The 23,064-nt window shown below is 67.4% G+C and carries 22 protein-coding genes; 13 read left to right on the top strand and 9 right to left on the bottom strand.

Features of this window, described 5'->3' with window-relative positions:
- Positions 1–68 precede the first annotated feature (68 nt).
- Complete coding sequence (locus AC5P5M_RS04380; protein ID WP_495205596.1) at positions 69–2,984, top strand: TonB-dependent receptor; 2,916 nt, start codon at positions 69–71, stop codon at positions 2,982–2,984.
- A gap of 71 nt (positions 2,985–3,055) precedes the next feature.
- Here the strand turns inward: AC5P5M_RS04380 and AC5P5M_RS04375 are convergent, their stop codons facing one another.
- The gene (locus AC5P5M_RS04375) at positions 3,056–3,313 is read right to left on the bottom strand and encodes a DUF2789 domain-containing protein (protein WP_053519195.1); all 258 of its coding nucleotides are present in this window, start codon (positions 3,311–3,313) and stop codon (positions 3,056–3,058) included.
- Between the two features lie 107 nt (positions 3,314–3,420).
- Here AC5P5M_RS04375 and AC5P5M_RS04370 point away from each other — a divergent pair, with 107 nt between their 5' ends.
- The gene (locus tag AC5P5M_RS04370) at positions 3,421–4,008 is read left to right on the top strand and encodes a biliverdin-producing heme oxygenase (RefSeq protein WP_065175093.1); all 588 of its coding nucleotides are present in this window, start codon (positions 3,421–3,423) and stop codon (positions 4,006–4,008) included.
- A gap of 31 nt (positions 4,009–4,039) precedes the next feature.
- Positions 4,040–4,471 carry a YbaN family protein gene (locus AC5P5M_RS04365; RefSeq protein WP_065175092.1) on the top strand — a complete coding sequence of 144 codons (432 nt, stop codon included), beginning with the start codon at positions 4,040–4,042 and terminating at the stop codon, positions 4,469–4,471.
- Between the two features lie 49 nt (positions 4,472–4,520).
- Here the strand turns inward: AC5P5M_RS04365 and AC5P5M_RS04360 are convergent, their stop codons facing one another.
- Positions 4,521–6,548, bottom strand: a complete 2,028-nt coding sequence (locus tag AC5P5M_RS04360; protein WP_065175091.1) for a sodium-translocating pyrophosphatase — start codon at positions 6,546–6,548, stop codon at positions 4,521–4,523.
- A 282-nt stretch (positions 6,549–6,830) separates the two neighbouring features.
- On the opposite strand from AC5P5M_RS04360, the gene AC5P5M_RS04355 reads away from it, so the two are divergent.
- Positions 6,831–7,334 carry a hypothetical protein gene (locus AC5P5M_RS04355; RefSeq protein ID WP_111186796.1) on the top strand — a complete coding sequence of 168 codons (504 nt, stop codon included), beginning with the start codon at positions 6,831–6,833 and terminating at the stop codon, positions 7,332–7,334.
- 119 nt (positions 7,335–7,453) lie between these two features.
- Here the strand turns inward: AC5P5M_RS04355 and AC5P5M_RS04350 are convergent, their stop codons facing one another.
- Entirely contained in the window at positions 7,454–7,843 is a 390-nt protein-coding gene (locus tag AC5P5M_RS04350) for a DUF488 domain-containing protein (protein ID WP_065175089.1), read from the bottom strand.
- An 8-nt stretch (positions 7,844–7,851) separates the two neighbouring features.
- The gene (locus AC5P5M_RS04345; RefSeq protein ID WP_053519209.1) at positions 7,852–9,108 is read right to left on the bottom strand and encodes a 6-phosphofructokinase; all 1,257 of its coding nucleotides are present in this window, start codon (positions 9,106–9,108) and stop codon (positions 7,852–7,854) included.
- Between the two features lie 135 nt (positions 9,109–9,243).
- On the opposite strand from AC5P5M_RS04345, the gene AC5P5M_RS04340 reads away from it, so the two are divergent.
- The 3 genes from AC5P5M_RS04340 to AC5P5M_RS04330 all read left to right on the top strand — a co-directional run bounded on the left by AC5P5M_RS04340 (position 9,244) and on the right by AC5P5M_RS04330 (position 12,069).
- The gene (locus tag AC5P5M_RS04340; RefSeq protein WP_053519211.1) at positions 9,244–9,807 is read left to right on the top strand and encodes an adenylate kinase; all 564 of its coding nucleotides are present in this window, start codon (positions 9,244–9,246) and stop codon (positions 9,805–9,807) included.
- Positions 9,808–10,129: 322 nt separating this feature from the next.
- The gene (mpl, locus tag AC5P5M_RS04335) at positions 10,130–11,494 is read left to right on the top strand and encodes a UDP-N-acetylmuramate:L-alanyl-gamma-D-glutamyl-meso-diaminopimelate ligase (RefSeq protein WP_495205595.1); all 1,365 of its coding nucleotides are present in this window, start codon (positions 10,130–10,132) and stop codon (positions 11,492–11,494) included.
- Complete coding sequence (locus tag AC5P5M_RS04330; RefSeq protein ID WP_065175087.1) at positions 11,491–12,069, top strand: LON peptidase substrate-binding domain-containing protein; 579 nt, start codon at positions 11,491–11,493, stop codon at positions 12,067–12,069. Before mpl ends, AC5P5M_RS04330 begins: the two co-directional genes overlap by 4 nt.
- A 32-nt stretch (positions 12,070–12,101) precedes the next feature.
- Here the strand turns inward: AC5P5M_RS04330 and AC5P5M_RS04325 are convergent, their stop codons facing one another.
- On the bottom strand, positions 12,102–14,099 hold the full coding sequence (locus AC5P5M_RS04325) for a bifunctional DedA family/phosphatase PAP2 family protein (RefSeq protein ID WP_340044923.1): 1,998 nt from the start codon (positions 14,097–14,099) through the stop codon (positions 12,102–12,104).
- Positions 14,100–14,184: 85 nt separating this feature from the next.
- Between AC5P5M_RS04325 and AC5P5M_RS04320 the strand changes: the two genes are divergently transcribed.
- On the top strand, positions 14,185–14,847 hold the full coding sequence (locus AC5P5M_RS04320) for a serine/threonine-protein kinase (RefSeq protein WP_111186793.1): 663 nt from the start codon (positions 14,185–14,187) through the stop codon (positions 14,845–14,847).
- Positions 14,848–14,861: 14 nt separating this feature from the next.
- Positions 14,862–15,350 carry a DUF2867 domain-containing protein gene (locus tag AC5P5M_RS04315; RefSeq protein WP_414487636.1) on the top strand — a complete coding sequence of 163 codons (489 nt, stop codon included), beginning with the start codon at positions 14,862–14,864 and terminating at the stop codon, positions 15,348–15,350.
- 34 nt (positions 15,351–15,384) lie between these two features.
- Here AC5P5M_RS04315 and AC5P5M_RS04310 read toward each other — a convergent pair whose 3' ends face one another.
- Entirely contained in the window at positions 15,385–16,068 is a 684-nt protein-coding gene (locus AC5P5M_RS04310; protein WP_197572596.1) for a hypothetical protein, read from the bottom strand.
- A gap of 108 nt (positions 16,069–16,176) precedes the next feature.
- On the opposite strand from AC5P5M_RS04310, the gene AC5P5M_RS04305 reads away from it, so the two are divergent.
- Both AC5P5M_RS04305 and AC5P5M_RS04300 read left to right on the top strand, forming a co-directional pair.
- Positions 16,177–16,995, top strand: coding sequence for an SDR family oxidoreductase (locus AC5P5M_RS04305; RefSeq protein WP_053519841.1), 819 nt, complete (start codon positions 16,177–16,179; stop codon positions 16,993–16,995).
- A 76-nt stretch (positions 16,996–17,071) separates the two neighbouring features.
- Positions 17,072–18,052 (top strand): YiiG family protein, encoded by a 981-nt coding sequence (locus AC5P5M_RS04300; protein WP_193396841.1) that lies wholly within the window; start codon positions 17,072–17,074, stop codon positions 18,050–18,052.
- A gap of 105 nt (positions 18,053–18,157) precedes the next feature.
- On the opposite strand, the gene AC5P5M_RS04295 is transcribed toward AC5P5M_RS04300, so the two are convergent.
- The gene (locus AC5P5M_RS04295; protein WP_053519846.1) at positions 18,158–19,030 is read right to left on the bottom strand and encodes an ion transporter; all 873 of its coding nucleotides are present in this window, start codon (positions 19,028–19,030) and stop codon (positions 18,158–18,160) included.
- 63 nt (positions 19,031–19,093) lie between these two features.
- On the opposite strand from AC5P5M_RS04295, the gene AC5P5M_RS04290 reads away from it, so the two are divergent.
- Complete coding sequence (locus AC5P5M_RS04290; protein WP_180875887.1) at positions 19,094–20,320, top strand: acetylornithine transaminase; 1,227 nt, start codon at positions 19,094–19,096, stop codon at positions 20,318–20,320.
- A gap of 110 nt (positions 20,321–20,430) precedes the next feature.
- Here the strand turns inward: AC5P5M_RS04290 and AC5P5M_RS04285 are convergent, their stop codons facing one another.
- Positions 20,431–21,033 carry an HAD-IA family hydrolase gene (locus tag AC5P5M_RS04285; RefSeq protein ID WP_053519838.1) on the bottom strand — a complete coding sequence of 201 codons (603 nt, stop codon included), beginning with the start codon at positions 21,031–21,033 and terminating at the stop codon, positions 20,431–20,433.
- A 123-nt stretch (positions 21,034–21,156) separates the two neighbouring features.
- On the opposite strand from AC5P5M_RS04285, the gene azu reads away from it, so the two are divergent.
- Positions 21,157–21,606: an azurin gene (azu, locus tag AC5P5M_RS04280; protein ID WP_050509801.1), complete on the top strand. Its 450-nt coding sequence runs from the start codon at positions 21,157–21,159 to the stop codon at positions 21,604–21,606.
- Between the two features lie 159 nt (positions 21,607–21,765).
- Here the strand turns inward: azu and hemL are convergent, their stop codons facing one another.
- On the bottom strand, positions 21,766–23,055 hold the full coding sequence (gene hemL / locus AC5P5M_RS04275; protein WP_065175080.1) for a glutamate-1-semialdehyde 2,1-aminomutase: 1,290 nt from the start codon (positions 23,053–23,055) through the stop codon (positions 21,766–21,768).
- Positions 23,056–23,064 lie beyond the last annotated feature (9 nt).

Raw genomic sequence — 23,064 nt, 5'->3', positions numbered from 1 at the left:
GTCGCCGTGTCCACGCGTGCCGTGGATGACGCCGCGCCTGCGGCTCCGCTTTCCTGACAGGTTTCTCCATGTTCGATTCCCCACGTCCGGGCCGCACTCCGCGCCCGTCCCGCCTGTGTGTCGCACTGCTCGCCGCCGGTATTGCCGGCGCAGTACCGCCCGCGCTGGCCCAGGATACTGCCAACCCGCAGGCAGCCGCGCAGCGCTTCGACATTCCCGCGCAGCCACTCGACAGCGCGTTGCGCAGCTACATGCGGCAGTCCGGCGTACAGGTGGTCTATCCGGCTGCGTTGGCCAGCGGCGTCACGTCGCAGGCGGTCAGCGGCCCGCTCACCGCAGACGAGGCGCTGGCGCGGCTGTTGCAGGGCAGTGGCATGGGCGTGCGCCGTGTCGGCGACGGTGCAGTGACACTGGCAGCGGCCGGCGCCCTGCAGGCGCAACCGCCGACCATCACCGGCCCGCTGCGTGTGGCCGGCGATCGCGTCGCTGAAGGCATCGGCAGCGACGAGGCGCGCCTGCTCGACACCTATCGCAGCGTCGGCTCGACCACCACGCTGGATCGCACAACGCTGGAGCGCTTCCGTGGCACATCCAACGGCGACATCGTCAAGGGCGTGGCCGGGGTCACCGCCGGTGATCCGCGCGTGGGCAACGGTTTCGACGTGAACATCCGCGGCATCCCGGGCCAGAGCCGCGTGCCCGTCATCATCGATGGCGGGCAGTCCAGCATGGACACCTACCGAGGCTACGCCGGCCAGTCACAGCGCAGCTATCTTGATCCGGACCTGATCTCACGCCTGACCATCACCAAGGGCCCCAGCCTGCAGGCCAACGCGTCCGGCGGCATCGGAGGTGTGGTGGAGATGGAGACGCTGAACGTGGGTGACATCCTGCGCGAGGGCCGCGACGTCGGCGTCCGCGTGCGCGCTGGGTTGGCCAACGCCAGCGCCAACAGCGTGCCGGCATACAGCGCCGTGCCCCGCACGGACCGCAGCGCCACCGGAAGCCAGTTCTTCAACGTTGTCGCCGCAGGGCAGTGGGACCGCTTCGATCTGGTCGCGGCGTACGCCCACCGCGACAACGGCAACTACTTCTCCGGCAGGCACGGATACGATGACTTTCCGCAGACCCGGCGCACGCTGGCACCGTTGAATCCGCCGCGCACCGAAGTGTTCAACACCTCCTCGCGCTCGACGTCGGCCCTGCTCAAGGGCACCTGGCGCATCGACGATGCGCAGACCCTCGAAGCCGGCTATCGCCGCTATGAAGGCCGCGCCGGCGAGATCATGGCCTCGCAGATCATCCGCGTCGAACGGGATCGCATTCCACAATGGGACCCGGGCCATGTCGACATGGACAGCTACAGCCTGCGCTATCGCTTCGATCCAGACAGCGAACGGATCGATCTGCGCGTCAACGCCTGGTACACCGATGCTGACAGCGTGATGTACAACAGCCTGACCGGCATCACGCCGTGGTACTTCGACCGCCGTACCGAGTGGTACGACGCGCCGAGTTTCAGCGGCGATCCGGGCTACAAGGATGCCTACCGCAATCCGCTGCGACAGAAGCGCTTCGGCCTGGATGCCAGCAACACCTCGATCTTCGACACCCGTGCAGGCGTGTTCACCCTCGACTACGGCCTGTCCTACAGCGACGAGGACATCGCACCGGGCAGCTCCGCACCGATCAAGCAGGATGATCTGGTCAACAACCGTTTCCTGCGCAACGCTGAGCGCAAGGAATACAGTGCGGTGGCGTCGCTGAAGTGGCAGCCCGACGAACACTGGGAGTTGATGGCCGGTGGCCGCTGGAACCGGGTGGACGTGCATGACCGCAATCGTCTGGCCACACCCGATGCCTATGAAGTGCAGGGACAGTACCGCTACACCGAGCTGCTGGATGGCAACCCGGCACTGCCCTCCTGGCGCGCCAAGCGCATCGCGCTGCTGAACTGGTATCCGGACGCCGATGGTGCGTTCACCCAGGCCTCGCTGTTGGCCTCGCCGTACAAGAAAGGCACAGTGGCTGACATCGGTGGCTGGAACTTCTACGACGCTGACGCACCGGAAGACCTGGAGGTGCCGGTCAGCTGGACCTGGTCGCAGCCGATCCGTCGCCGCGACAGTGCCTTCTCACCCACCGCCAGCGTGGCCTATCGCTTCAGCGAGGACACGATGGTCTACGTGAAGTACGCCGAGGGCACCAAGCTTCCGAGCCTGTTCGAGACGACACTGGGCCTGTTCACCGCCGCCAGACCCGTCGGAGAGCTGAAGCCGGAGCGCGCGCGCAGTTGGGAAATCGGTGCCAGCACCGTCCACCATGACCTGTTCACCGCCGATGATCGCCTCGCGCTGAAGCTGGCGTACTTCGATACGCGCATCGATGACCTGATCACGCGTGACTACCGCACGCTGTCGGCCGGCCTGATCCGCAACGTCGACCAGTTCAAGGTCTCAGGCATGGAGTTCCAGTCCAGCTATGACAGCGGCAAGGTATTTGCCGACCTGTCCGCGCATTACTACTTCAAGGCCAAGACCTGCGCCCCGGACATCGCCGCCGAGCGCCGGGCGTACGGTGCACAGCGCAACAATGATGAACTGGCCAGTACGCCCAACTGCGTGGACGGTGGCTTCGAGGGTTCCTACACCAATACGCAGAACCCGCCGCGCTACATGGTGAACCTGACGGCTGGATCGCGCCTGTTCGACGAGCGCCTGACCTTCGGCACCCGGGTGATCCACAACGCCGGCCCGATCAGCAGACTGGACAAGGACTGGAATGTCGGCCTTTCGGCGATCCAGCAGCTGTACCGGCCCACCACCCTGGTGGATCTGTTCGCCAGCTGGCGCTTCAGCGACCAGCTGTCGGTGGAGGCGAATGTGGACAACGTGACGGATCGTTACTATCTCGATCCGCTCGCCCTGGGCGTGATGCCCGCCCCGGGCCGTACCGCGCGCCTTGCGTTCACCTGGAGATACTGAGCGTAGCCTGTGGGCGTCCTGCAGCGGCCGGTGCGAACCGGCCACTGCACCGCCTTGCCGCGACCGCGGGCTTACAGCCCGGTCGCTGCCTTCACCGCATCTTCGTGCAGCGACTCGTTCAGTTCATCGACCACCGTGCTCCAGGCCGCATCGGCCTGCAGCGATTCGGCCAGGAACTGCCGCTGGCCATCGTTCCAGTAGGGCGCGTCGGCCACCGCCACGCCGGTAGCCAGCTGGTGGTCGCGGATGAAGCGGGCGATGCCCTCGGCGCTGGCATCCAGGCCCAGCTGCAGGAACAGGTTGGTCATGCGCGGTTCGGTGGTGATCATCATCGGTTCCCGGCGGGAAAGAGGGAGGGGCATTATCGACGCAAGCGGGGTTGGGGAAAGCCCTGCGCCACACGTCTACAGCAGGACCTCTCTCCCAGGTACCCTCCATGAACGCACACATCGCTCCTGAAGACAGCCGCAGCCTGCGCCTCAAGGCCGCCACACGCGACAGCCACGGCGCACTGGACAAGCGCATCATGGCCGGTGACATCTTTGCCGATCTCGGCAGCTTCGCCCGCTTCCTGCGCGTGCAGTACCGCTTCCACCGCAGCATCGACCGGCTGTACGCCAGCCCGGCGCTGGACGCATTGCTGCCGGGGCTGGCCGGGCGTCGGCGTCTGCAGCAGGTGGCAGCTGATCTGCACGACCTGGGGCAGGATCTCCCTGGCGCGGACATGGCGCCGTTGGCAGGTGACCTGCCGTTGCCGGTGGCGCTGGGGTGGCTGTACGTGGCCGAAGGCTCCAACCTGGGGGGCACGGTGCTGTACAAGATGGCCGCGCGGCTTGGCCTGGACCAAGGGTTCGGTGCCCGCCACCTGGCTGCGCACCCGGATGGCGCGGCCCGCCACTGGCGGGAATTCACCGCCGCGTTGGATGCGGTGCCCCTGAGCGCCGCGCAGGAACAGCAGGTGATCGATGCCGCCGATGCCGCGTTCCGTAGCGTGCATGGCCACGTTGAAATCGAGTTCGGCTGATGCCCGGGCTCTGCCTGCGGGCGATGCGCTGATGCGCTGGCTGTGGTTCGCGCTGGGCTGGATGATGGTCGGGCTGGGGGTGATCGGCGCGTTGCTGCCGGTGATGCCCACCACCATCTTCCTGATCCTGGCGCTGGGCTGCTTCGCGCGCAGTTCGCCACGGTTCGAGCAACGGCTGCTGGCACATCCGCGCTACGGCCCGCCGCTGCGACTGTGGCGGGAACAGGGCGCGGTGTCGCGCCGGGGCAAGGTATTGGCCAGTGCCGGCATGGCGGTGGGGTTCGCCTTGTTCTGCTGGGGCGCGCACCCTTCCTGGCGGCTGCTGCTGGGCGTGGGGCTGTTCTTCGCGGTCAGCGCCGGCTATGTGCTCAGCCGGCCGGCGCCACGACTGGAGCCGCCCCAGAGTGTCGAACGTGGCGATGTCGGCGATCCACGCCGCTGTGGGCGTCGCTGGAATCGCTGAGTCCGGGTGAGGGGGTGGAACCGGGCCCACGCCCGGCTCCACCGATCCGCTACAGCAGCGGCACCAGCAGCAGCGCCACGATGTTGATGATCTTGATCAGCGGATTGATCGCCGGCCCGGCCGTGTCCTTGTACGGGTCGCCGACCGTGTCGCCGGTCACCGCGGCCTTGTGCGCTTCGCTGCCCTTGCCGCCGAAGTGGCCATCCTCGATGTACTTCTTGGCGTTGTCCCAGGCACCGCCGCCGGTCGTCATCGAAATCGCCACGAACAGGCCGGTGACGATCGTGCCGATCAGCAGGCCCCCCAGTGCGCGTGGGCCCAGCAGCAGGCCGACCACCACCGGCACCACCACCGGCAGCAGCGAGGGCAGGATCATCTCGCGGATCGCAGAACGGGTCAGCATGTCCACGGCCTTGTCGTACTGCGGCTTGCCGGTGCCCTGCATGATGCCGGGGATGTCGCGGAACTGCCGGCGCACTTCCTCCACCACCGCGCCGGCGGCACGACCCACCGCCTCCATGGCCATCGCGCCGAACAGGTACGGAATCAGGCCGCCGATCAGCAGGCCGATGATCACCGTGTGGTCACTGAGGTCGAAGCGGAACTCCTGCCCGGGGTTCGCCGCCTGCAGGTTGTGCGTGTAGTCGGCGAACAGCACCAGCGCCGCCAGCGCCGCCGAGCCGATCGCATAGCCCTTGGTCACTGCCTTGGTGGTGTTGCCCACCGCGTCAAGCGGATCGGTGATGTCCCGGATCTCCGAGGGCAGTTCGGCCATCTCCGCGATGCCGCCCGCGTTGTCGGTGATCGGTCCGTAGGCGTCGAGGGCCACGATCATGCCGGCCATCGACAGCATGGCAGTAGCGGCGATGGCGATGCCGTACAGGCCGCCCAGCGCGTAGGCGCCCCAGATCGCGGCACAGACCGCCACCACCGGCAGCGCGGTGGACTTCATCGAGATGCCGAGGCCGGCGATGATGTTGGTGCCATGTCCGGTGGTCGACGCCTGGGCGACGTGCTGCACCGGCTTGTACTGGGTACCGGTGTAGTACTCGGTGATCCAGACGATCAGGCCGGTCAGGACCAGGCCGATGAGGGCGCAGCCATACAGCGCCAATGGACCGTGCACGTTGTCGGACATCAGCCCCGTGGTGATCGGGTAGAAGGCGATCGCCGCCAGAACACCCGACACGATCACGCCCTTGTACAGGGCCCCCATGATCGAGCCACCGGGCTTCACCTTGACGAACAGCGCGCCGATGATCGATGCGATGATCGACACGCCTCCCAGCACCAGCGGATACAGCACGGCGTTGGCGCCGGCTTCGGCGAGCATCAGGCTGCCCAGCAGCATGGTTGCGATCACCGTGACCGCGTAGGTTTCGAACAGATCGGCGGCCATGCCGGCGCAGTCACCGACGTTGTCGCCGACGTTGTCGGCGATCACCGCCGGGTTGCGCGGATCGTCTTCGGGAATGCCGGCTTCGACCTTGCCGACCAGGTCGGCGCCGACGTCGGCGCCCTTGGTGAAGATGCCGCCGCCCAGGCGCGCGAAGATCGAGATCAGGGAAGAGCCGAAGGCCAGGCCGACCAGCGCATGCAGCGCCTGGTCCATCTGCAGCCCGAGCCGCAGCAGCAGGGCGTAATAGCCGGCCACGCCCAGCAGGCCCAGGCCGACCACCAGCATGCCGGTGATCGCACCGCCACGGAACGCTACGTCCATCGCGGCGCTGATGCCGTTGCGTGCGGCTTCAGCGGTCCGCACGTTGGCGCGCACCGACACGTTCATGCCGATGTAGCCGGCAACGCCGGACAGCACCGCACCCACCGCGAAGCCGACAGCGGTGTACCAGCTCAGGAACACGCCTACGAGCACGAACAACACCGCGCCAGCGATGCCGATGGTCAGGTACTGGCGGTTCAGATAGGCGCGTGCGCCCTCCTGGATCGCGGTGGCGATCGCGACCATGCGCTCATTGCCGGTGGGTTGGCGCAGGATCCAGCGCGCCGAGACGATTCCGAACAGGATCGCGAGAATGGCGCAGCCCAGCGCCAATGACAGCCCGTGACGTTCCAGCATTAGACCCCTCCGCAGAATGGATGATGAGCATCCAGTGGCGATGAACTTCACCACGAGGGGGACGACGGGCTGCAGCCTGGAACCAACCCGTGCCGACCGTGGCGGTCGTCCGACGTATGGCGGTGTTCAGCATTCCCTGGTGGCCGCAGTATGCGTGCACATGCGCCCGGATGGTAGCGCCGTGCGTGGAAGGCGCAGCGCTTGCCCCTCCACCGACGCGCCTTTGCACCCTGTTAAGCCTTCCTCTGCAAGCCTGCGCTCAGTCCTGAAGGAGACCCTCCCATGCGTCTGTCCCTGTTGATGCTTGCCGCCCTTGTGCCGGCAATGCCTGCATCTGCCGCTGAGACCCCGGAACTGCAACGCGCGGTGGGTGCGCCGCAGGCGGTGGGAGCGGTACACACGCTGCGGCAGATTCCCGAAGCCTGTGCGCGGCTGGAGGGCGCCTTCACCGGCCAGGCTGCCGAGCCGTATCGATTCGCCGTGGTCCGTACCAGCGAGCAGTGCCAGCCGCGCGCTCGTTTTGTCGACTTCGCCAAGGCGCAGCCCGCTGTCGACAAGGGCTGGAAGCTCAATGACGTGATCCGCGTGCCCAGCGCGACGTGCCCGGCACAGCAGGCGGTGGTGCGGGTGTGGCGTCTGCCGGTCGACAACCGCCAGTCGCTGGACGGCCAGGGGCAGTCGCGCATCTATCTGGAAGAAGCAAAGAAGCAGGCCGCCGCCGGCAAGATTCCGCAGGTGACGATGTTCGCCGCGCAGCTGCAGGTGGAAGGCAAGGCCTGCAACTGACGCCGTCCGGCAGGGCGAAGCCACGCAGGGCGTGGATGTACTTCGGCGCGCACCGGTAGCGTCGGGCCATGCCCGGCGGAGAACCCGGTAGTGCCGGCCGCTGGCCGGCACCCCTGCCATCACTCGGCCAGCTTCGCACCGCGGGCCACCAGCAGGTCACGCAGTGCCGAACGATGGCAGTGCGCCTCATCCTCGCAGTAGCAGCCCACGCTGATGTCGGTGTGCTGCGACAGCGCGGCCAGCAGATCCAGCGCGTGGGCTGCGTCGGGCGCCTTCATCTCGGCACGGTAGCTGCGGAAGAAGGCATTCCAGTCGGCCGCGGTGGTCGCCCCGCGAGCCTGTTTCACCCGTTCCGCGCTGGGCGACAACGTCGGGAACCAGACGTCGTACCAGTCCTGGCGGGCGAACTCGCTGCGTGGCACGCCGCGCGGCGGGCGGCGTACGGTGCCGATGCGCAGGCCTTCGCCCGGAATGCGCGGAGAACCGAGGCGGACGATCCGCAGGGCCATGATCGCAGTCAGACCTCGAAGGCCGGCAGCGTCTTCTTCACTGCCACGTTCTTCAGCGTCACATACTTCGGCAGGCCATCGGCGCCGTACGGCAGTGGCGCTTCGCCCTTGATCAGCGGTGACAGATAGGCGCGAGCCCGGGCAGTGATGCCGAAGCCGTCGCGCCGGATGAAGCCGGCCGGCATCTTCTTCTCGTGGTTGGCGATCTTCGACAGCGGCGCGGACTCGATCTTCCAGCGGTACGGTGCGTCGCTGCTGCGCACGATCACCGGCATCACCCCGTTCTGGCCCTTCAATGCCAGTTGCACGGCCGCCTTGCCCACGGCCTGCGCCTGGTCCCAGTCGGTGCGGCTGGCGATGTGACGTGCCGAGCGCTGCAGGTAATCGGGCAGGGCCCAGTGCACCTTCAGCCCCAACTGGTCCTTGACCCGGCCAGCGAGGTGCGCGGCGACGCCGCCCAACTGCGAATGACCGAATGAATCCTTGCTGCCGCCGGCATCGGCGACGAAGCGGCCATCCGCCGTGGCGATGCCCTCGGAGGCCACGACCACGCAGTAACCGACGCGTTCGACCACCGCCTTGACCTTGGCCAGGAAGGCCGCCTCGTCATAGGCACGTTCGGGCAGCAGGATGATGTGCGGGGCCTCATCGTCGCCATTGCCGGCCAGGCCTGCGGCAGCGGCCAGCCACCCGGCATGGCGGCCCATCGCTTCGTAGATGAAGACGCGGGTGGAGGTCTCGGCCATCGCCGCGACATCCAGCGCCGCCTCGCGCACCGACACCGCGGTGTACTTGGCCGCCGAGCCGAAGCCGGGGCAGGTATCGGTAACAGCCAGGTCGTTGTCGATGGTCTTCGGCACGCCGATGCAGGTCAGGTCGTAGCCGGAGGCCTTGGCCAGCTGCGAGACCTTCAGCGCGGTATCGGCCGAGTCGTTGCCGCCGTTGTAGAGGAACCAGCGCACGTCGTGCGCGCGCAGGACCTGCAGCAGACGTTCGTAGCGCGCACGGTCGGCATCGAGCGACTTCAGCTTGAAGCGGCACGAACCGAAGGCACCGCCCGGTGTATGGGCGAGGGCGCGGATGGCCGCCGCACTCTCCCTGCTGGTATCGATCAGCTCTTCGCGCAGGGCGCCCAGGATGCCGTTGCGGGCCGCCAGGACCTTGATGCCCTTGGCCCGGGCCTGTTCGATCACCGCCGCAGCGGTGGCGTTGATGACCGCGGTGACACCACCGGACTGGGCATAGAGGAGGGTACCGTTGCGCATGCTTCTACCTGCTCAGGGGAGGGACATTGCAGGGACATTACCCGGATGCGGTAAAGTGGCGCTATTGCGGTGCAGCGATACCGGACCGTCCGGGACGCGAACCTTCTTTGTTTTCAACACGTTGGAGTCAGGTCAATGCGATTGGTTCTGTTGGGACCGCCCGGTTCGGGCAAGGGGACACAGGCGACGCGCCTGAAGGACAAGCTGGGCATCGCCCATATCTCGACCGGTGACATGCTGCGTGCGGAGATCGCTGCGGGCTCGGAGCTGGGCAAGCAGGCGAAAGCGGTGATGGATGCCGGCAACCTGGTATCGGACGAGATCCTGCTGGGCATGCTTGAGTCGCGGCTGGCCCAGGCGGATGTCGCCAAGGGCTTCATCCTGGATGGCTATCCGCGCAACGTGGCGCAGGCCAATGCGCTGGACGGCCTGCTGGCCAAGATCGGTCAGCCGCTGGATGCGGTGGTGCAGCTGGATGTGGCCACCGAACTGCTGGTCGAACGCATCGCCGGCCGCGCCAAGGAGCAGGGCCGCGCCGACGACAATCCCGAATCGGTGCGCCAGCGCCTGCAGGTCTACAACGACCAGACCGCGCCGGTGGTGGATTTCTATGCAGGCCGGGGCACCCTGGCACGCGTCGATGGCGTCGGCGAGCTCGACGAGATCGAAGCCCGCATCCTGGCCGCGATCAAGGCCTGAACCAGGCGCGCGGCCGGCTGCGGTCGGCATGCAGAACACAGGCCTGGTCCTTGCGGACCAGGCCTGTGTCGTTTTCATAGGTGCCAGCGGAGGGCTTGCTCAGGGCCCCGCAGCATGAGCTCCCTTGGGGATGGCCTCTTGGGGAGTAGGACCGGTTCGGGTACTGCGGCTGGCAATCCGAATTGTGTCCGGGTTCACAGAACATCGCTATCGGGAATTCCCTGACAGGTGGCTGGAGTTTTCTCACATCGGGTGTAGGACTTGTCTGACCCCATTACGGACATTGGCCCTATACAGCCGTGATCGGTCACAATCCTCGCTCATGAGCAGCGTACATATCCTTGCAATCGCCGGCACCTTCATGGGTGGCGTGGCCGCCCTGGCGCGGGAACTGGGCCATACGGTCAGCGGCAGTGACCAGGCCATCTATCCGCCGATGTCGACCCAGCTGGAGCAGCTGGGCATCACCCTGGACCAGGGCTACCGGGTCGACAGCGTGCCGGCGGGCACCGACCAGGTGGTGATCGGCAACGCGCTCTCGCGTGGCAACCCGGCCGTGGAGGCCGTGCTCGACGCCGGCCAGCGCTACAGCTCCGGCGCGCAGTGGCTGTCCGAGCAGGTGCTGCCGGGCCGCGACACGCTGGCTGTGGCCGGCACCCACGGCAAGACCACCACCACGACCATCCTCACCTGGCTGCTGGAGAATGCCGGTCGCGCACCGGGTTTCCTGATCGGTGGCGTGGCCGAGGATTTCGGCGTTTCCGCCCGCCTCGGCCAGGGCCGTGAGTTCGTGGTGGAAGCCGATGAGTACGACACCGCCTTCTTCGACAAGCGCAGCAAGTTCGTCCACTACCGGCCGCTGGTCGCCATCCTCAACAATCTCGAATACGACCACGCCGACATCTTCCCGGACGTGGCCGCGATCCAGCGCCAGTTCCACCATCTGGTGCGCACCGTGCCGGCGCGCGGCCGCCTGATCGTCAACGGCGAGGACGTGCACCTGGCCGAAGTGCTGGCAATGGGCTGCTGGACGCCGGTCGAGCGTTTCGGATTCGATCCGGCGCTGGAATGGCATGCCGAACTGCTGGCCGCCGATGGCAGCGCCTTCCGCGTGCACCATCACGGGCAAGCGCTGGGCGATGTGCAATGGTCGCTGCTGGGGCGGCACAACGTGCTCAATGGCCTGGCTGCGCTGGCCGCTGCCCATGCGGTGGGCGTGGCACCGGCCGAGGTGATCCCGGCGCTGGCGCGCTTCCGCAGCGTCAAGCGGCGCATGGAAGTGATCGGCAGCCACGACGGCATCACCGTCTACGACGACTTCGCGCACCATCCCACCGCGATCGCCACCACCCTCGAGGGCCTGCGCGCCAAGGTGGGCAATGCACGCATCGTGGTGGCGATGGAACCGCGCAGCAATTCGATGCGGCTGGGCGCACATGCACACGCGCTTGCGCCCTCGCTGGCGCTGGCCGACGAGGTGGTGTTCCTGCATCGTCCCGAGCTGGCCTGGGACGCAGCGTCGGTGATCGCAGCGGTGCGCGGCCACGCGCACGCGGTACCCGATACCGACGCATTGCTGGCACAGCTGCAGGAGCGCGTGCACCGCGGTGACCACGTGGTGTTCATGTCCAATGGTGGCTTCGACGGCGCGCCGCGCCGTTTCCTCGCAGCATTGCAGGCGCGATGAGCACGGACGCATCACTGCCCCTGTTCCCGCTGCACGCCACCCTGCTGCCTGGCGCGGCGATCGGCCTGCGCGTGTTCGAGCGCCGCTATCTGGACCTGATCCGCGACAGCGGCCGCAGTGCGGAGGGATTCGGCGTCTGCCTGATCCTTGATGGCCAGGAGGTCGGTGCGCCGGCAACGCCGGCCGCCTACGGTGTGCAGGTACGCATCGAGGACTTCGATGTCGGCGCCGACGGCGTGCTGCAGCTGCGCCTGCGCGGTACCCGCCGCTTCCATGTCGAGCGCACCCGGGTGCGCGACAACGGCCTGGTGGTGGCCGATGTGCGCTGGTGCGAAGAAGACCCGGATGACGAGCTGCGTCCACAGCATGCGCTGCTGGCCACCGTGCTGGGTCACATCATCGAGCAGGCCGGCGAAGCCTACGCTCCGGCCAACCCTGCGTTGCTGGACCAGGCAAGCTGGGTCGGTTGGCGGCTGGCCGAGCTGCTGCCGTTGAGCGAACAGCAGCGCCTGCAACTGCTGCAGATGGACGATCCGCATCAGCGCCTGCAGCAGCTGCTGGGCTGGATGCCGTAAGCCGTATCCGCCGGGCCACGCCCGGCGGCTCCTCACGGTGCGACGGTCTTCAACCGCAGTACCGGCAACCCGGTTTCGCCGTGCACATCCTCGCGTTGCGGCAGGTCCTGCACGGCGTCCTTCACCGCGTTCAAGGCTGGATCCACGCCGCGCAGCGGATGCCACATGCCGATCCACTGGAAGTGGCGCTCGTAGCGCAGGGTCTGTGCGCTGCCCAGCCACAGTGGCGTGTCGCCCGGCTGCAGCTGCACGGCGGCCGGCCACAGGCGCAGCACGTAGCGCTCGTCCGGACGCGCCCCCTGGCGCACCATCAGCAATGCTTCCACGCGCGTGTCCAGCGTTGCCGGCAAGACCGGCAGCTGCTCCGCACCGGTGTCCTTGTCCAGCATCAGCAATGCTTCCTGCCAGCCGGCCTGCTCCTGCAGCGTCCAGCCACGTGCCTCCAGCTGTGCCTGCAACGGGGCCAGGGGACCGGCGACCTGCACATCGAGCGGCCAGCGCTGGTCATCGTCGAACTCGTTGCGGCGCGCCGGCAGCGCGGACCAGTCGTGCTGCCACCACGCCTGCATCTCCATCGCCTGCGCGGCGGGCAGGGACGGCTCGAAACGTTCCAGCTTCACCGCGATGTTGCGCGGCGCATACCACATCGCGGCAACGGCGAAGACGCCGTAGAAAAGCCAGGCGACCGGTTTGACCCAGAACGACCGGTTGAACCGGCGGCGGTAAGCGATGCCCAGCACCAGCAGCCAGAACGTGCCGAACAGCATGCCGCCGATCACATCGCTCAGCCAGTGTGCGCCCAGATACAGGCGCGAGAAGCCGATCAGGCTGACCACGATGCCCGATACGAGGTACGGCCAGACGCGGGTGCGGCCGGGCATCTCGCGCGCGATCAGGACCGCGAAGAAGCCGAAGGTGATGGTGGCCATGGTCACCGACACCGACGGGAAGCCGAAGCCGCTGCTGGCGTCGACCGGGCGGACCACATCCACGGTCGCGCCGAGCAGCAGCGTCAGGGCCAGGCCGAAGGCGAGCGCGGCCAGCCAGTGCGCCGCAGCCATCCAGCGCCGGCGCCAGATCAGGTAGCCCATCGCCGCGGCGGTGGCCGGCAGCAGTACCGGCCATGCGCCGAGCGAGGCCAGCGCCGCCATCGGGTAGTCGGCTAGCGGGTTGCGCAGCGCCAGCATGGCCTGGTGCACCAGCAGATCGACCGCAAGCGGTTCACCGTGCGCGACCACCAGGGTGAGCAGTGCGAACCAGCCCCAGCCGAGCAGCAGCAGCATCAGTGCCAGCATCGCCAACGGCACCGACTCGCGCCGCTTCGGGTCGAGCACGCCGACCGTGTAACGGCCCAGGGTCGGATGGCGGTTGGACCAGTCGAGCAGGCGCGACAGCCAATGATCCATGCGCGCGGCGGACCAGCGGTAGCCGTACAGCACGATCGCCCAGACCAGGCTGAGGATCACCGCGAGCAGGCCGACCACCACCACCAGGCGACCTGCCACGGCGGCGACCGCGTCATAGGCTTCGCCCAGGATCCAGCCTGGCGCCAGGAACAGCACGGCCCAGGAAATGCTGGCGATGCCGCTGGCCTGCATGTAGCGGCTGGCGGGCATGTTCATCATGCCGGCGATGGCGGGGACGAACGGCCGGATCGCGCCGACGTAGCGGGCCACCAGAATGCTCTTGAAAGCATTGCGGCGGAACAGGTTCTCGCCACGGTCCAGCAGTTGCGGGTAGCGGCTGAACGGCCACACGCCGCGCAGGCGATCGCCCCAGCGGCGGCCGATCCAGTAGCTGATGCCGTCGCCCGCGAATGCACCCAGCGCTGCCGCAGCGACCGCGTACGGCCCGGAGATCTGGCCAAGGCCGATGAACACGCCCACGGCGAACAGCAGGGGCAGTGCGGGCACGATGGCGCCGAGAATGATGACCGCATCGCAGAACGCGATCAGAAAAATGACCGCGCCCGCCAGCACGGGATGAGCGGCAATCCACGCGAGGGTGGCGTCGATCCATGAAGAGTCCATTGCCCGATTATAAAGGCGTGAAGGTGACTGGTTCCCAGCCGCTTGCCGACCGTTTGCCACCGTCGGCATCGCCTAGAATGGCGCCATGCCGCATTCGCCAGACGTCCCACCACATGCATTGAAGGCCGACAGCTTCGGCCGCATCCTTCGTATGGAGGGCCCCGACGGGCCGTTCGTGCGCCGCGATCTGGGGGCGACGCCGCTGTGGCTGCGCCTGCCGGCGTGGTGGCTGGCCCGGCGCGAAGCACGCGCGCTGCGCCATATCCACGGCATGGCCGATGTCCCGCAGCTGATCGATTGGGATGGCCGCCACCTGGATCGCAGTTTCATGGCCGGCGATGCCATGTACCAGCGCCCGCCGCGCGGCGACCTCGCCTGGTTCCGCGCCGCGCGGCGCCTGCTGCAGCAGTTGCACCGGCGCGGCGTCGCCCACAACGACCTGGCCAAGGAGGCCAACTGGCTGGTCACCGACGATGGTCGTCCGGCGCTGATCGACTTCCAGCTGGCGGTGATCGGCAATCCGCGCTCGCGCTGGATGCGCCTGCTGGCCCGCGAGGATCTGCGCCATCTGCTCAAGCACAAACGCATGTATTGCCGCGAGTCATTGACGCCGGTGGAGAAGCGCGTGCTCAAGCGCACGTCGTGGGTACGCGAACTGTGGTTCGCCACCGGCAAGCCGGTCTACCGCTTCGTCACACGGCGCATCCTGCACTGGGAAGACAACGAAGGGCAGGGGCCGAAGCCGTGAGACGGTGGAACGTAGTGACCACGCTGCCGAGCGCGGCCAGCGTCCTGCATCCGCAGCTGGCGGGTGCGGGTTTCGTGCATGCCTGCCGCGTCGCCACCCATCGACAGGGGCGCAGTGCACTGCAGGCCTATCGCGACATGGCAGCGACGGTCCCCGCGTGGTTTGACGGGCTGATGGCGCTGCGCAACCAGGGCATGCGCCTGCTCGGGATGAAGGATCTGGGTTCGCTGCGTGCGGTGCAGGCTGCGCAGCATCCGAGTCCCGGGCAGCGGCTCGGCATTTTCACCCTGCAGTCGCTGCACGATGATGCCATCGTGCTGGAGGATGACGACCGGCACCTGCACGTGCAGCTGGCGCTGCAGTGGCAGGGTGACACGCTGGAAGTGGCGACGGTGGTGCATACGCACAACGCGTTCGGGCGCCTGTACATGCTGCCGGTGGACCCGATGCACCGGCTGATCGTGCCGCATCTGCTGCGCAGGCAGGTACGCGCGTACGGGTAGGCCGGGCCCGGCGGCACCCGGCGCCACCGGAGCGCTAGGGCGTTGCCGGCACCAGCTGCTGGCCAATGAAGTTCCGCTTGGCATCGAAGTCATAGCCGATCTGCAGCTGCCCCACATCCGGGCAGGCATGGCAGTCGCGCAGCGGCGTGCGGTACAGCAGGCGGATACCGCCGCCTTCCAGTGGTGTGGTGCCTGCGGCCTGCGCCGGTGCGAACGGCGTCGCCTGCGGGTTGGCCTTCAGCACTGCCTGCACAGTCGGGTCGGCGCGCAGCGCATCGTCCAGCTGCACCGCATCGACATCGATGCGCTTGCCGCCTGCATCCACCAGACGCGTGCCTTGGTTGGTGTTGGCGCGGAAGGGATATTCAACCGTGGCCACGCCCAGTCCGTCATGCTCATGCCACGCGCTGACATAGGCCAGTTCGCCGCCGGTGGAAAGCTGCTCGGCGGCCGTGATTGCATCCGAGCTGGCGCCGCCGCTGCGCATCGCATCGCGCAGGCAGTCGCGCGTCGCCGCATCGCCTCCCTGACGGCAGGCGTTGAGATCGCCGTCCCACACCACCGCCTCGCTCCAGCGCATCCGGCCATCGGTCGCTGCCTTCTCCGCGCTGGGGGTGTCCGTGGCGACAGGTTCCTTGCCGGGCTCGGGCGAGCTGCCCTGGCAGGCGGTCATCAGGGCGAGTGCGAGGGCAGGCAGCAGCAGACGGGAACGGCGCATGGCGTGGACCTCGTGCGTTGACTGGAGGCCCGAGTATCGTCAAGACCGGGTGAACTCCGCGTCGGCGCGGCATACTAGCCGCTCATTGCATACGCTGGAGTCTGGAACGTGGGCAGTCTGCAGGGCAAGACCCTTTTCATCACCGGTGCCTCGCGTGGCATCGGCCTGGCGATCGCGCTGCGTGCCGCGCGCGATGGTGCCAACGTGGCCATCGCGGCCAAGTCGTCGGTGCCGAACCCGAAGTTGCCGGGCACCATCCACAGCGCTGCCGATGCGGTGAATGCGGCCGGCGGCCAGGGCCTGGCGTTGAAATGCGACATCCGCGAGGAAGAGCAGGTGCAGGCGGCCGTCGCCGCTACGGTCGATACCTTCGGTGGCATCGACATCCTGGTCAACAATGCCAGCGCGATCTGGCTGCGCGGCACGCTGGAGACACCGATGAAGCGCTTCGACCTGATGCAGCAGGTCAATGCGCGTGGCAGTTTCCTGTGCGCACAGGCCTGCCTGCCGTACCTGCGGCAGGCCCCGAATCCACACATCCTCACCCTGGCGCCGCCGCCGAGCCTGGAACCGAAGTGGTGGGGTGCGCATACCGGCTACACGCTGGCGAAGATGGGCATGAGCTTCGTCACCCTCGGTCTTGCCGCCGAGTTCGGGCCGCAGGGCGTGGCGGTCAATGCGCTGTGGCCGCGCACGGTGATCGCCACCGACGCCATCAACATGATCCCCGGCGTTGACGCGGCGGGATGCCGCACGCCGCAGATCATGGCCGATGCCGCGCATGCAGTGCTGGTGCGCGAAGCCGCGGGTTTCCACGGCCAGTTCCTGATCGATGACGAGGTGCTGGCACAGGCCGGCATCACCGACCTGTCCGGCTATGCGGTGGATCCGTCGCGGCCGCTGCTGCCGGATCTGTTCCTCGACTGATCCGATGCGAGTGTCATGATCGGCCAACTGCGATAGAATTCGCGGCTGTAATCGTTTTCAACAAGGATGTGCGTAGATGCTCCGTCGTACCACTGCAGCGCTGCTCGCTGCGTCGTTGTCGCTTGCCCTGGTCGCCTGTGGTGGCAAGCCGCCCGCCTCGTCCGGCACGTCCGACAAGGCCGATGCCGCGCCTACGCAGGATGCCCAGCAGCAGCTGACCGCCAAGCTCAACGCCTATATCGGCTGCTTCAACGCGGTCGATTCCGAGGTGCATGGCAGCGCCCGCGCCTACACGGGCTGGATCAAGGATCTGGAGGCCGGTCCGAGCGGACGCGAGACCCGTGTGTACGGACCAAGCGAGATCGACGACTACGACATGAAGCAGTGCGACGCACCGATCACCGAGGCGATCGCGGCCCAGCCCGCGCTGCCGGAACTCGATGCGGCGGCTGGCCGCTACCTGCAGGCGCTGAAGGCATTGGTGCCGGTCAGCCATGAGGCACACGACTACTACGAGCGCCAGGATTACGAGGACGACCAGTTCGCCAAGGGCAAGCAGCTGCACGCGCCGCTGATGGCGGCGTTCAAGGCCTTCGCCGGCGCCAGCGAAACGTTCAACGTTGAACTGGAACGCCAGAACGATGCTGCCCAGCGCGAGCACCTCAAGGCGCTGGAACAGGCCGAGGGCCGCACCCGCGAGTACTACCGGCTGGCGATGATGCTGGAAGCGAAAGCGATCATGGACCTGATGGGCGACGACGATTTCGATCCGGCGCAGGCCGATGAACGTCTGCAGGCCTTCAATCGCATTTCCGACGAAGCACATGCCAAGGTGGCCGATCAGGAGCCGGGCAAGCTGGACTGGAACAGCTTCGAGCGCGAAGCCGAGAACTTCCGTCGCGAGGGCAAGGAGCGCCTGCAGCGGGTCAGCAGCAAGACCCCGTACAACGACTTCGAGCGGCGCATGCTGGATTCGCCGTCGATGGCCCCGCGGGGTTCGGCCGGGCGACTGCTGCATGTCTACAACGCGCTGGTGTTCCAGAGCAACCGGCAGTAGATCCGGGTGACAGTCCAGTGTGCCGACGCACTGGTCAGTGCCAGCAATCCGATGCGCTGAGGCGGGAGCGGCGGCAGGCTGCTCACCGCCCCGCGCAGGTACGGGTCAGCGGTTGAAGGCTTCCGGCAGCGCGTTGCCGCAGGCCCGGCAGTGGCGTGCATCCGGTTCGTGGCCTTCCAGCCCGCAGTGCGGGCAACCCCGGGCATCGCGGCGTGCCGCCAGCTCGGCCTCGCGCATGGTGCTGGCCAGTTCAGCGGTGTAGATGCCGGTGGGCACGGCAATGATGCTGTAGCCGATCAGGATCAGCACGGACGTGACGAAGCGGCCGAGCACGGTCTGCGGCACGATGTCGCCGAAGCCGACCGTGGCCATGGTCACCACCGCCCAGTACATGCTGGCAGGAATGTTGCTGAAGCCGTTCTCCGGTCCTTCGATCACGTACATCAGCGCGCCGGCGATGATGGTGATGGTGATCACCGTGAACAGGAACACCAGGATCTTCCGCCGGCTGCGCCACAGCGACTGCATCAGCACGCCGCTTTCCTCGATGTAGCGGGTCAGCTTGAGGATGCGGAACACGCGCAGGATGCGCAGTGCGCGCACCACCAGCAGGCTCTGCGCGCCGGGGATGAACATCGACAGGTACGCGGGCAGGATCGACAGCAGGTCGATGATGCCCCACACGCTCACGGCATAGCGCAGCGGGCGCTTGACCACCGCCAGCCGCAGCAGGTACTCGGCGGTGAAGATGAGGGTGAAGCCCCACTCGAGCACGTACAGGCTGGTGGACCACTCGGCGTGCAGGTGCTGCACGCTGTCGATCATCACCACCAGGATGCTGGCGATGATGGTCACCACCAGCAGCAGGTCGAAATTGCGCGAGGGCCGGGTATCGTGCCGGTAGATGATGTCGAACCACTGGCGGCGCCAGCCGGTTTCGGTGGCGGGGTTCAGCTGGGGGGCGGAGAACGGTCGCATGGGCGCATTGTGCCGCAGGGGTTCCGGCGCGAGAATGGGCATTCCTGAATCCTGCCGACTGCCATGACCGCCGCGACCGACCCGCTGATCTCCCTTTCGCACTACTACCTGCCGGTCTACAAGCCTCGCCAGGTGGTGCTGGAGCGTGGCCAGGGCGCCCGCGTGTGGGACAGCCAGGGCCGTGAGTTCATCGATCTGGCGGCCGGTATCGCCGTGTGCGGCCTGGGCCACAACGACCCGGATCTGGTGGCGGCACTGGTCGAGCAGGCCGGCAAGCTCTGGCACACCAGCAATGTGTTCTACAGCGCACCGCCGCTGCACCTGGCGGAAGAGCTGGTGAAGGCCAGCCGCTTCGCCGAGCGCGTGTTCCTGTGCAATTCCGGCGCCGAAGCCAATGAAGTGGCGATCAAGATGGTGCGCAAGTGGGCCTCCAGCCAGGGGCGGCCGGCTGACAAGCGGGTGATCATCACGTTCCGCGGCAGCTTCCACGGCCGCACCATGGGCGCGGTGACCGCCACCGCCCAGCCGAAGTACCAGGAAGGCTATGAGCCGCTGCCCGGTGGCTTCCGCTACATCGACTTCAACGACGAAGTGCAGCTGGAAACGGCGATGGCCGCGGGCGACGTGGCGGCGGTGATGCTGGAGCCGGTGCAGGGCGAGGGTGGCGTGATGCCGGCCAAGTCCGGTTTCCTCAAGCGCGTGCGCGAGCTGTGCGACCAGCACGGCGCGCTGCTGGTGCTGGATGAGATCCAGGCAGGCATGGGCCGTACCGGCACGCTGTTCGCGCACTGGCAGGATGACGTGGTGCCGGACATGGTCACCCTGGCCAAGGCGCTGGGAGGCGGCTTCCCGATCGGCGCGATGCTGGCCGGCCCGAAGGTCGCCGAGACCATGCAGTTCGGTGCGCACGGCACCACCTTCGGTGGCAATCCGCTGGCTGCTGCCGTCGCCCGCGTAGCGCTGCGCAAACTGTCCTCGCCTGAGATCGCCGCCAATGTCAGCCGCCAGTCGAAGGCGCTGCGCGATGGTTTCGCCCGCATCAGCGAGGAATTCGGCGTGTTCAGTGGCGTACGCGGTCGCGGCCTGATGCTGGGCGCGGTCCTGGCCAAGGACTTCGCCGGGCAGGCCGGTGCCATCCTCGATCACGCGGCCGAACACGGCCTGCTGACCTTGCAGGCCGGTCCGGACGTGCTGCGTTTCGTGCCGTCGTTGAACATCACCGACGAAGAAGTGGCCGAAGGCCTGAAGCGCCTGCGTGCCGCTGTTGCAGCGTTCATCGCCGCACGCTGAAGCCTTGGCGCTGACCCCGTTGCCGCGGAATCGCTGTAGAGCCGAGCCCATGCTCGGCTCATCTCCACGTCAGGCAACAGCAGCCGAGCATGGGCTCGGCTCTACAGCGGTCACGTGATCCGGTAGCGTTTCAACACCTTGCCCAGCCCACGGCCATCGTGCACCGTTTCCGCGTGCAGCCCAGCGGCGCGTGCGCCGCGCACGTTGGCGAACAGGTCATCGACGAACAGCGTGTGCGCAGGCGCTGCATCAAGCATCTCCAGCGTGCGCAGGAACACCTCCGGCGCCGGTTTGCGCAGGCCGAAATCGGCGCTGCAGAACACGCGACCCAGCAGGGCAGGGAACAGCTCCGGCAGCAGGGAAGGCAACGCCTGCTTCATCAGCGCGCCATTGTTGGTCAGCACCGCCATCGGCAGCTGCAGGGCCCGCAGCCGTTGCAGGACTGCGCGCTGCGGATGGCTCGCGGCTTGCCGCGCTGCGGTCCAGGTGTCCACGTCGATGGTCCTGTGCAGAAGCTCTCCCAATCGCGCCAGATAGGCAGGGCCGCCCAGCGAGCCATTGTCATGCGCGGCTTCCAGCCCGCTGTCGTACAACGCGGCCTGCACGGCCTGCGTCGGAACCCCCAGCGCCTTCGCCAGATGCAGCACGCGTTGCGCGCGCTGGTAATGCACCAGCACGCCGTCTACATCCAGCAGCAACAGGTCGATCCGCATCGGCCGAGCATGCCATTGCGGCAAGTGTGCGGGAAACCCTGGAGCGGGCATGCGACAGACGGTCGCAGACGCGGCCACGGGGGGCTGCCTAGAATGGCGCTTGAATCCGCAGGAGAGGCAACGATGAAGGCTTGGATGGTGGCAGTGGGACTGGGCGCGCTGATGCTGGCGCCGTCGGCCATGGCGCGTGTGTGTGCGGTGAGCATCGACAGCACCGACCAGATGAGCTTCAGCAGCCGCGAGATCAAGGTCGCCGCCGACTGCACCGCCGTGGATCTGACCCTGCGCCACACCGGCAAGTTGGCCGCCACTGCCATGGGCCACAACTGGGTGCTGACCCGCAGTGCCGATTACCAGCCGGTGGCGATGGCGGGCATGCGCATGACCCTGGCCGACAGCTACCTGCCGAAGGCCGACAAGCGCGTGTTGGCGCACACCAAGGTGATCGGCGGCGGCGAGACCACGCGCGTGCGCTTCTCTACCCAGGGCCTGCAGAAGGGCGGTGACTACACCTTCTTCTGCTCGTTCCCCGGCCACTTCGCGATGATGAAGGGCACGTTCGTCTTTGGTTGACGCCGTTTGCAGCGTCGCACCATGCTCGACTGCTCTTTTCCGCGCTGCGTACGATGAGCCGGGCATGGCTCGGCTCTACACGTTGCAGTAGATCCACGCCAGGCGTGGATACGGTGCAAGGCAGTGCCAACCAAGGTTGGCACCTGCCATGGGCAGGGCTCAGCCCTTGGCGGCCTTGAACGCCACGCGTGCAGCGGCCAGCGTCGCTTCGATCACCGCATCGTCGTGCGCACTGGACAGGAAGCCGGCCTCGTACGCCGACGGCGCCAGGAACACGCCCTGGTCCAGCATGGCGTGGAAGAAGCGGTTGAACGCCGGAATGTCACAGGCGGTGGCCTGCGCATAGGTCTCCACCTTCTCGCTGGTGAAGAACAGCCCGAACATCGCGCCGACCCGGGTCGTGGTCACGGCCACTCCGGCGTCTGCGGCCGCAGCTTCCAGGCCCTCGCACAGGCGTGCGGTGCGCTCGGCCAGGTCGGCGTGGAAGCCGGGTTGCTGGACCAGTTCCAGCATTGCCAGGCCGGCCGCCATCGCCACCGGATTGCCGCTGAGCGTGCCGGCCTGGTAGATCGGGCCGGCGGGGGCGATCTGCTGCATCAGGTCGCGGCGACCGCCATAGGCGCCCACCGGCATGCCGCCGCCGATGATCTTGCCGAAGGTGGTCAGGTCCGGCGTGATCCCGTAATGCGCCTGCGCGCCGCCGAGCGCCACGCGGAAGCCGGTCATCACTTCATCGAAGATCAGCAGTGCGCCGTGTTGCGTGCACAGCTCGCGCAGGTGCTGCAGGTAGCCGTCGCGTGGCGGGATGCAGTTGGCGTTGCCCACTACCGGTTCGATGATCAGGCCGGCGATCTCGCTGCCCTGTGCCTCGAACAGTGCGGTGGCGGCCTCGAAGTCGTTGTAGGGCAGGGTCAGGGTGAGTTCGCTCAGGCCTGCCGGAACGCCCGGTGAGGTGGGCACACCGAGGGTCAGCATGCCGCTGCCGGCCTTGACCAGGAACGAGTCGCCATGGCCGTGGTAACACCCTTCGAACTTGACGATGCGGTTGCGCCCGGTGGCACCGCGCGCCAGGCGGATCGCCGACAGGGTCGCTTCGGTGCCGGAGTTGACCATCCGCACCATCTCGCAGGACGGCACCAGGCGGGTGATGGTCTCGGCCATGGTCACTTCGGCGGCGCACGGCGCGCCGAACGAGAGGCCCTGTTCGACGGCCTTCTTCACCGCCTGGCGTACGGCCGGATGATTGTGGCCGACGATCATCGGACCCCAGGAACCGACATAGTCGATGTAGCGGTTGCCGTCCACGTCGTACAGGTAGGCGCCATCGGCGCGCTCGACGAAGAAGGGCTCGCCGCCGACCGACTTGAACGCGCGGACCGGCGAATTGACGCCGCCCGGCAGCAAGTGCTGGGCACGGGAGAACAGGGCGTGGGACTGGTCGTGGTTCATCGGGTTTCC

It is taken from the genome of Stenotrophomonas sp. YJH_SMC_106-19 (assembly GCF_059368375.1).
The sequence above is the reverse complement of the archived record's forward strand: the minus strand, read 5'-3'. Positions and strand labels throughout refer to the sequence as shown.

What these genes read in the sequence shown, in the direction of transcription:
- AC5P5M_RS04330 (WP_065175087.1), top strand. Translation starts at nt 11,491, where the DNA reads ATGAGCACGGACGCATCACTGCCCCTGTTCCCGCTGCACGCCACCCTG.
- AC5P5M_RS04290 (WP_180875887.1), top strand. Translation starts at nt 19,094, where the DNA reads ATGACCGCCGCGACCGACCCGCTGATCTCCCTTTCGCACTACTACCTG.
- AC5P5M_RS04355 (WP_111186796.1), top strand. Translation starts at nt 6,831, where the DNA reads ATGCGTCTGTCCCTGTTGATGCTTGCCGCCCTTGTGCCGGCAATGCCT.
- mpl (WP_495205595.1), top strand. Translation starts at nt 10,130, where the DNA reads ATGAGCAGCGTACATATCCTTGCAATCGCCGGCACCTTCATGGGTGGC.
- hemL (WP_065175080.1), bottom strand. Translation starts at nt 23,055, where the DNA reads ATGAACCACGACCAGTCCCACGCCCTGTTCTCCCGTGCCCAGCACTTG.
- AC5P5M_RS04300 (WP_193396841.1), top strand. Translation starts at nt 17,072, where the DNA reads ATGCTCCGTCGTACCACTGCAGCGCTGCTCGCTGCGTCGTTGTCGCTT.
- AC5P5M_RS04295 (WP_053519846.1), bottom strand. Translation starts at nt 19,030, where the DNA reads ATGCGACCGTTCTCCGCCCCCCAGCTGAACCCCGCCACCGAAACCGGC.
- AC5P5M_RS04320 (WP_111186793.1), top strand. Translation starts at nt 14,185, where the DNA reads ATGCCGCATTCGCCAGACGTCCCACCACATGCATTGAAGGCCGACAGC.
- AC5P5M_RS04380 (WP_495205596.1), top strand. Translation starts at nt 69, where the DNA reads ATGTTCGATTCCCCACGTCCGGGCCGCACTCCGCGCCCGTCCCGCCTG.
- AC5P5M_RS04310 (WP_197572596.1), bottom strand. Translation starts at nt 16,068, where the DNA reads ATGCGCCGTTCCCGTCTGCTGCTGCCTGCCCTCGCACTCGCCCTGATG.
- AC5P5M_RS04345 (WP_053519209.1), bottom strand. Translation starts at nt 9,108, where the DNA reads ATGCGCAACGGTACCCTCCTCTATGCCCAGTCCGGTGGTGTCACCGCG.
- AC5P5M_RS04375 (WP_053519195.1), bottom strand. Translation starts at nt 3,313, where the DNA reads ATGATCACCACCGAACCGCGCATGACCAACCTGTTCCTGCAGCTGGGC.
- AC5P5M_RS04325 (WP_340044923.1), bottom strand. Translation starts at nt 14,099, where the DNA reads ATGGACTCTTCATGGATCGACGCCACCCTCGCGTGGATTGCCGCTCAT.
- azu (WP_050509801.1), top strand. Translation starts at nt 21,157, where the DNA reads ATGAAGGCTTGGATGGTGGCAGTGGGACTGGGCGCGCTGATGCTGGCG.
- AC5P5M_RS04370 (WP_065175093.1), top strand. Translation starts at nt 3,421, where the DNA reads ATGAACGCACACATCGCTCCTGAAGACAGCCGCAGCCTGCGCCTCAAG.
- AC5P5M_RS04360 (WP_065175091.1), bottom strand. Translation starts at nt 6,548, where the DNA reads ATGCTGGAACGTCACGGGCTGTCATTGGCGCTGGGCTGCGCCATTCTC.
- AC5P5M_RS04285 (WP_053519838.1), bottom strand. Translation starts at nt 21,033, where the DNA reads ATGCGGATCGACCTGTTGCTGCTGGATGTAGACGGCGTGCTGGTGCAT.
- AC5P5M_RS04365 (WP_065175092.1), top strand. Translation starts at nt 4,040, where the DNA reads ATGCGCTGGCTGTGGTTCGCGCTGGGCTGGATGATGGTCGGGCTGGGG.
- AC5P5M_RS04340 (WP_053519211.1), top strand. Translation starts at nt 9,244, where the DNA reads ATGCGATTGGTTCTGTTGGGACCGCCCGGTTCGGGCAAGGGGACACAG.
- AC5P5M_RS04350 (WP_065175089.1), bottom strand. Translation starts at nt 7,843, where the DNA reads ATGGCCCTGCGGATCGTCCGCCTCGGTTCTCCGCGCATTCCGGGCGAA.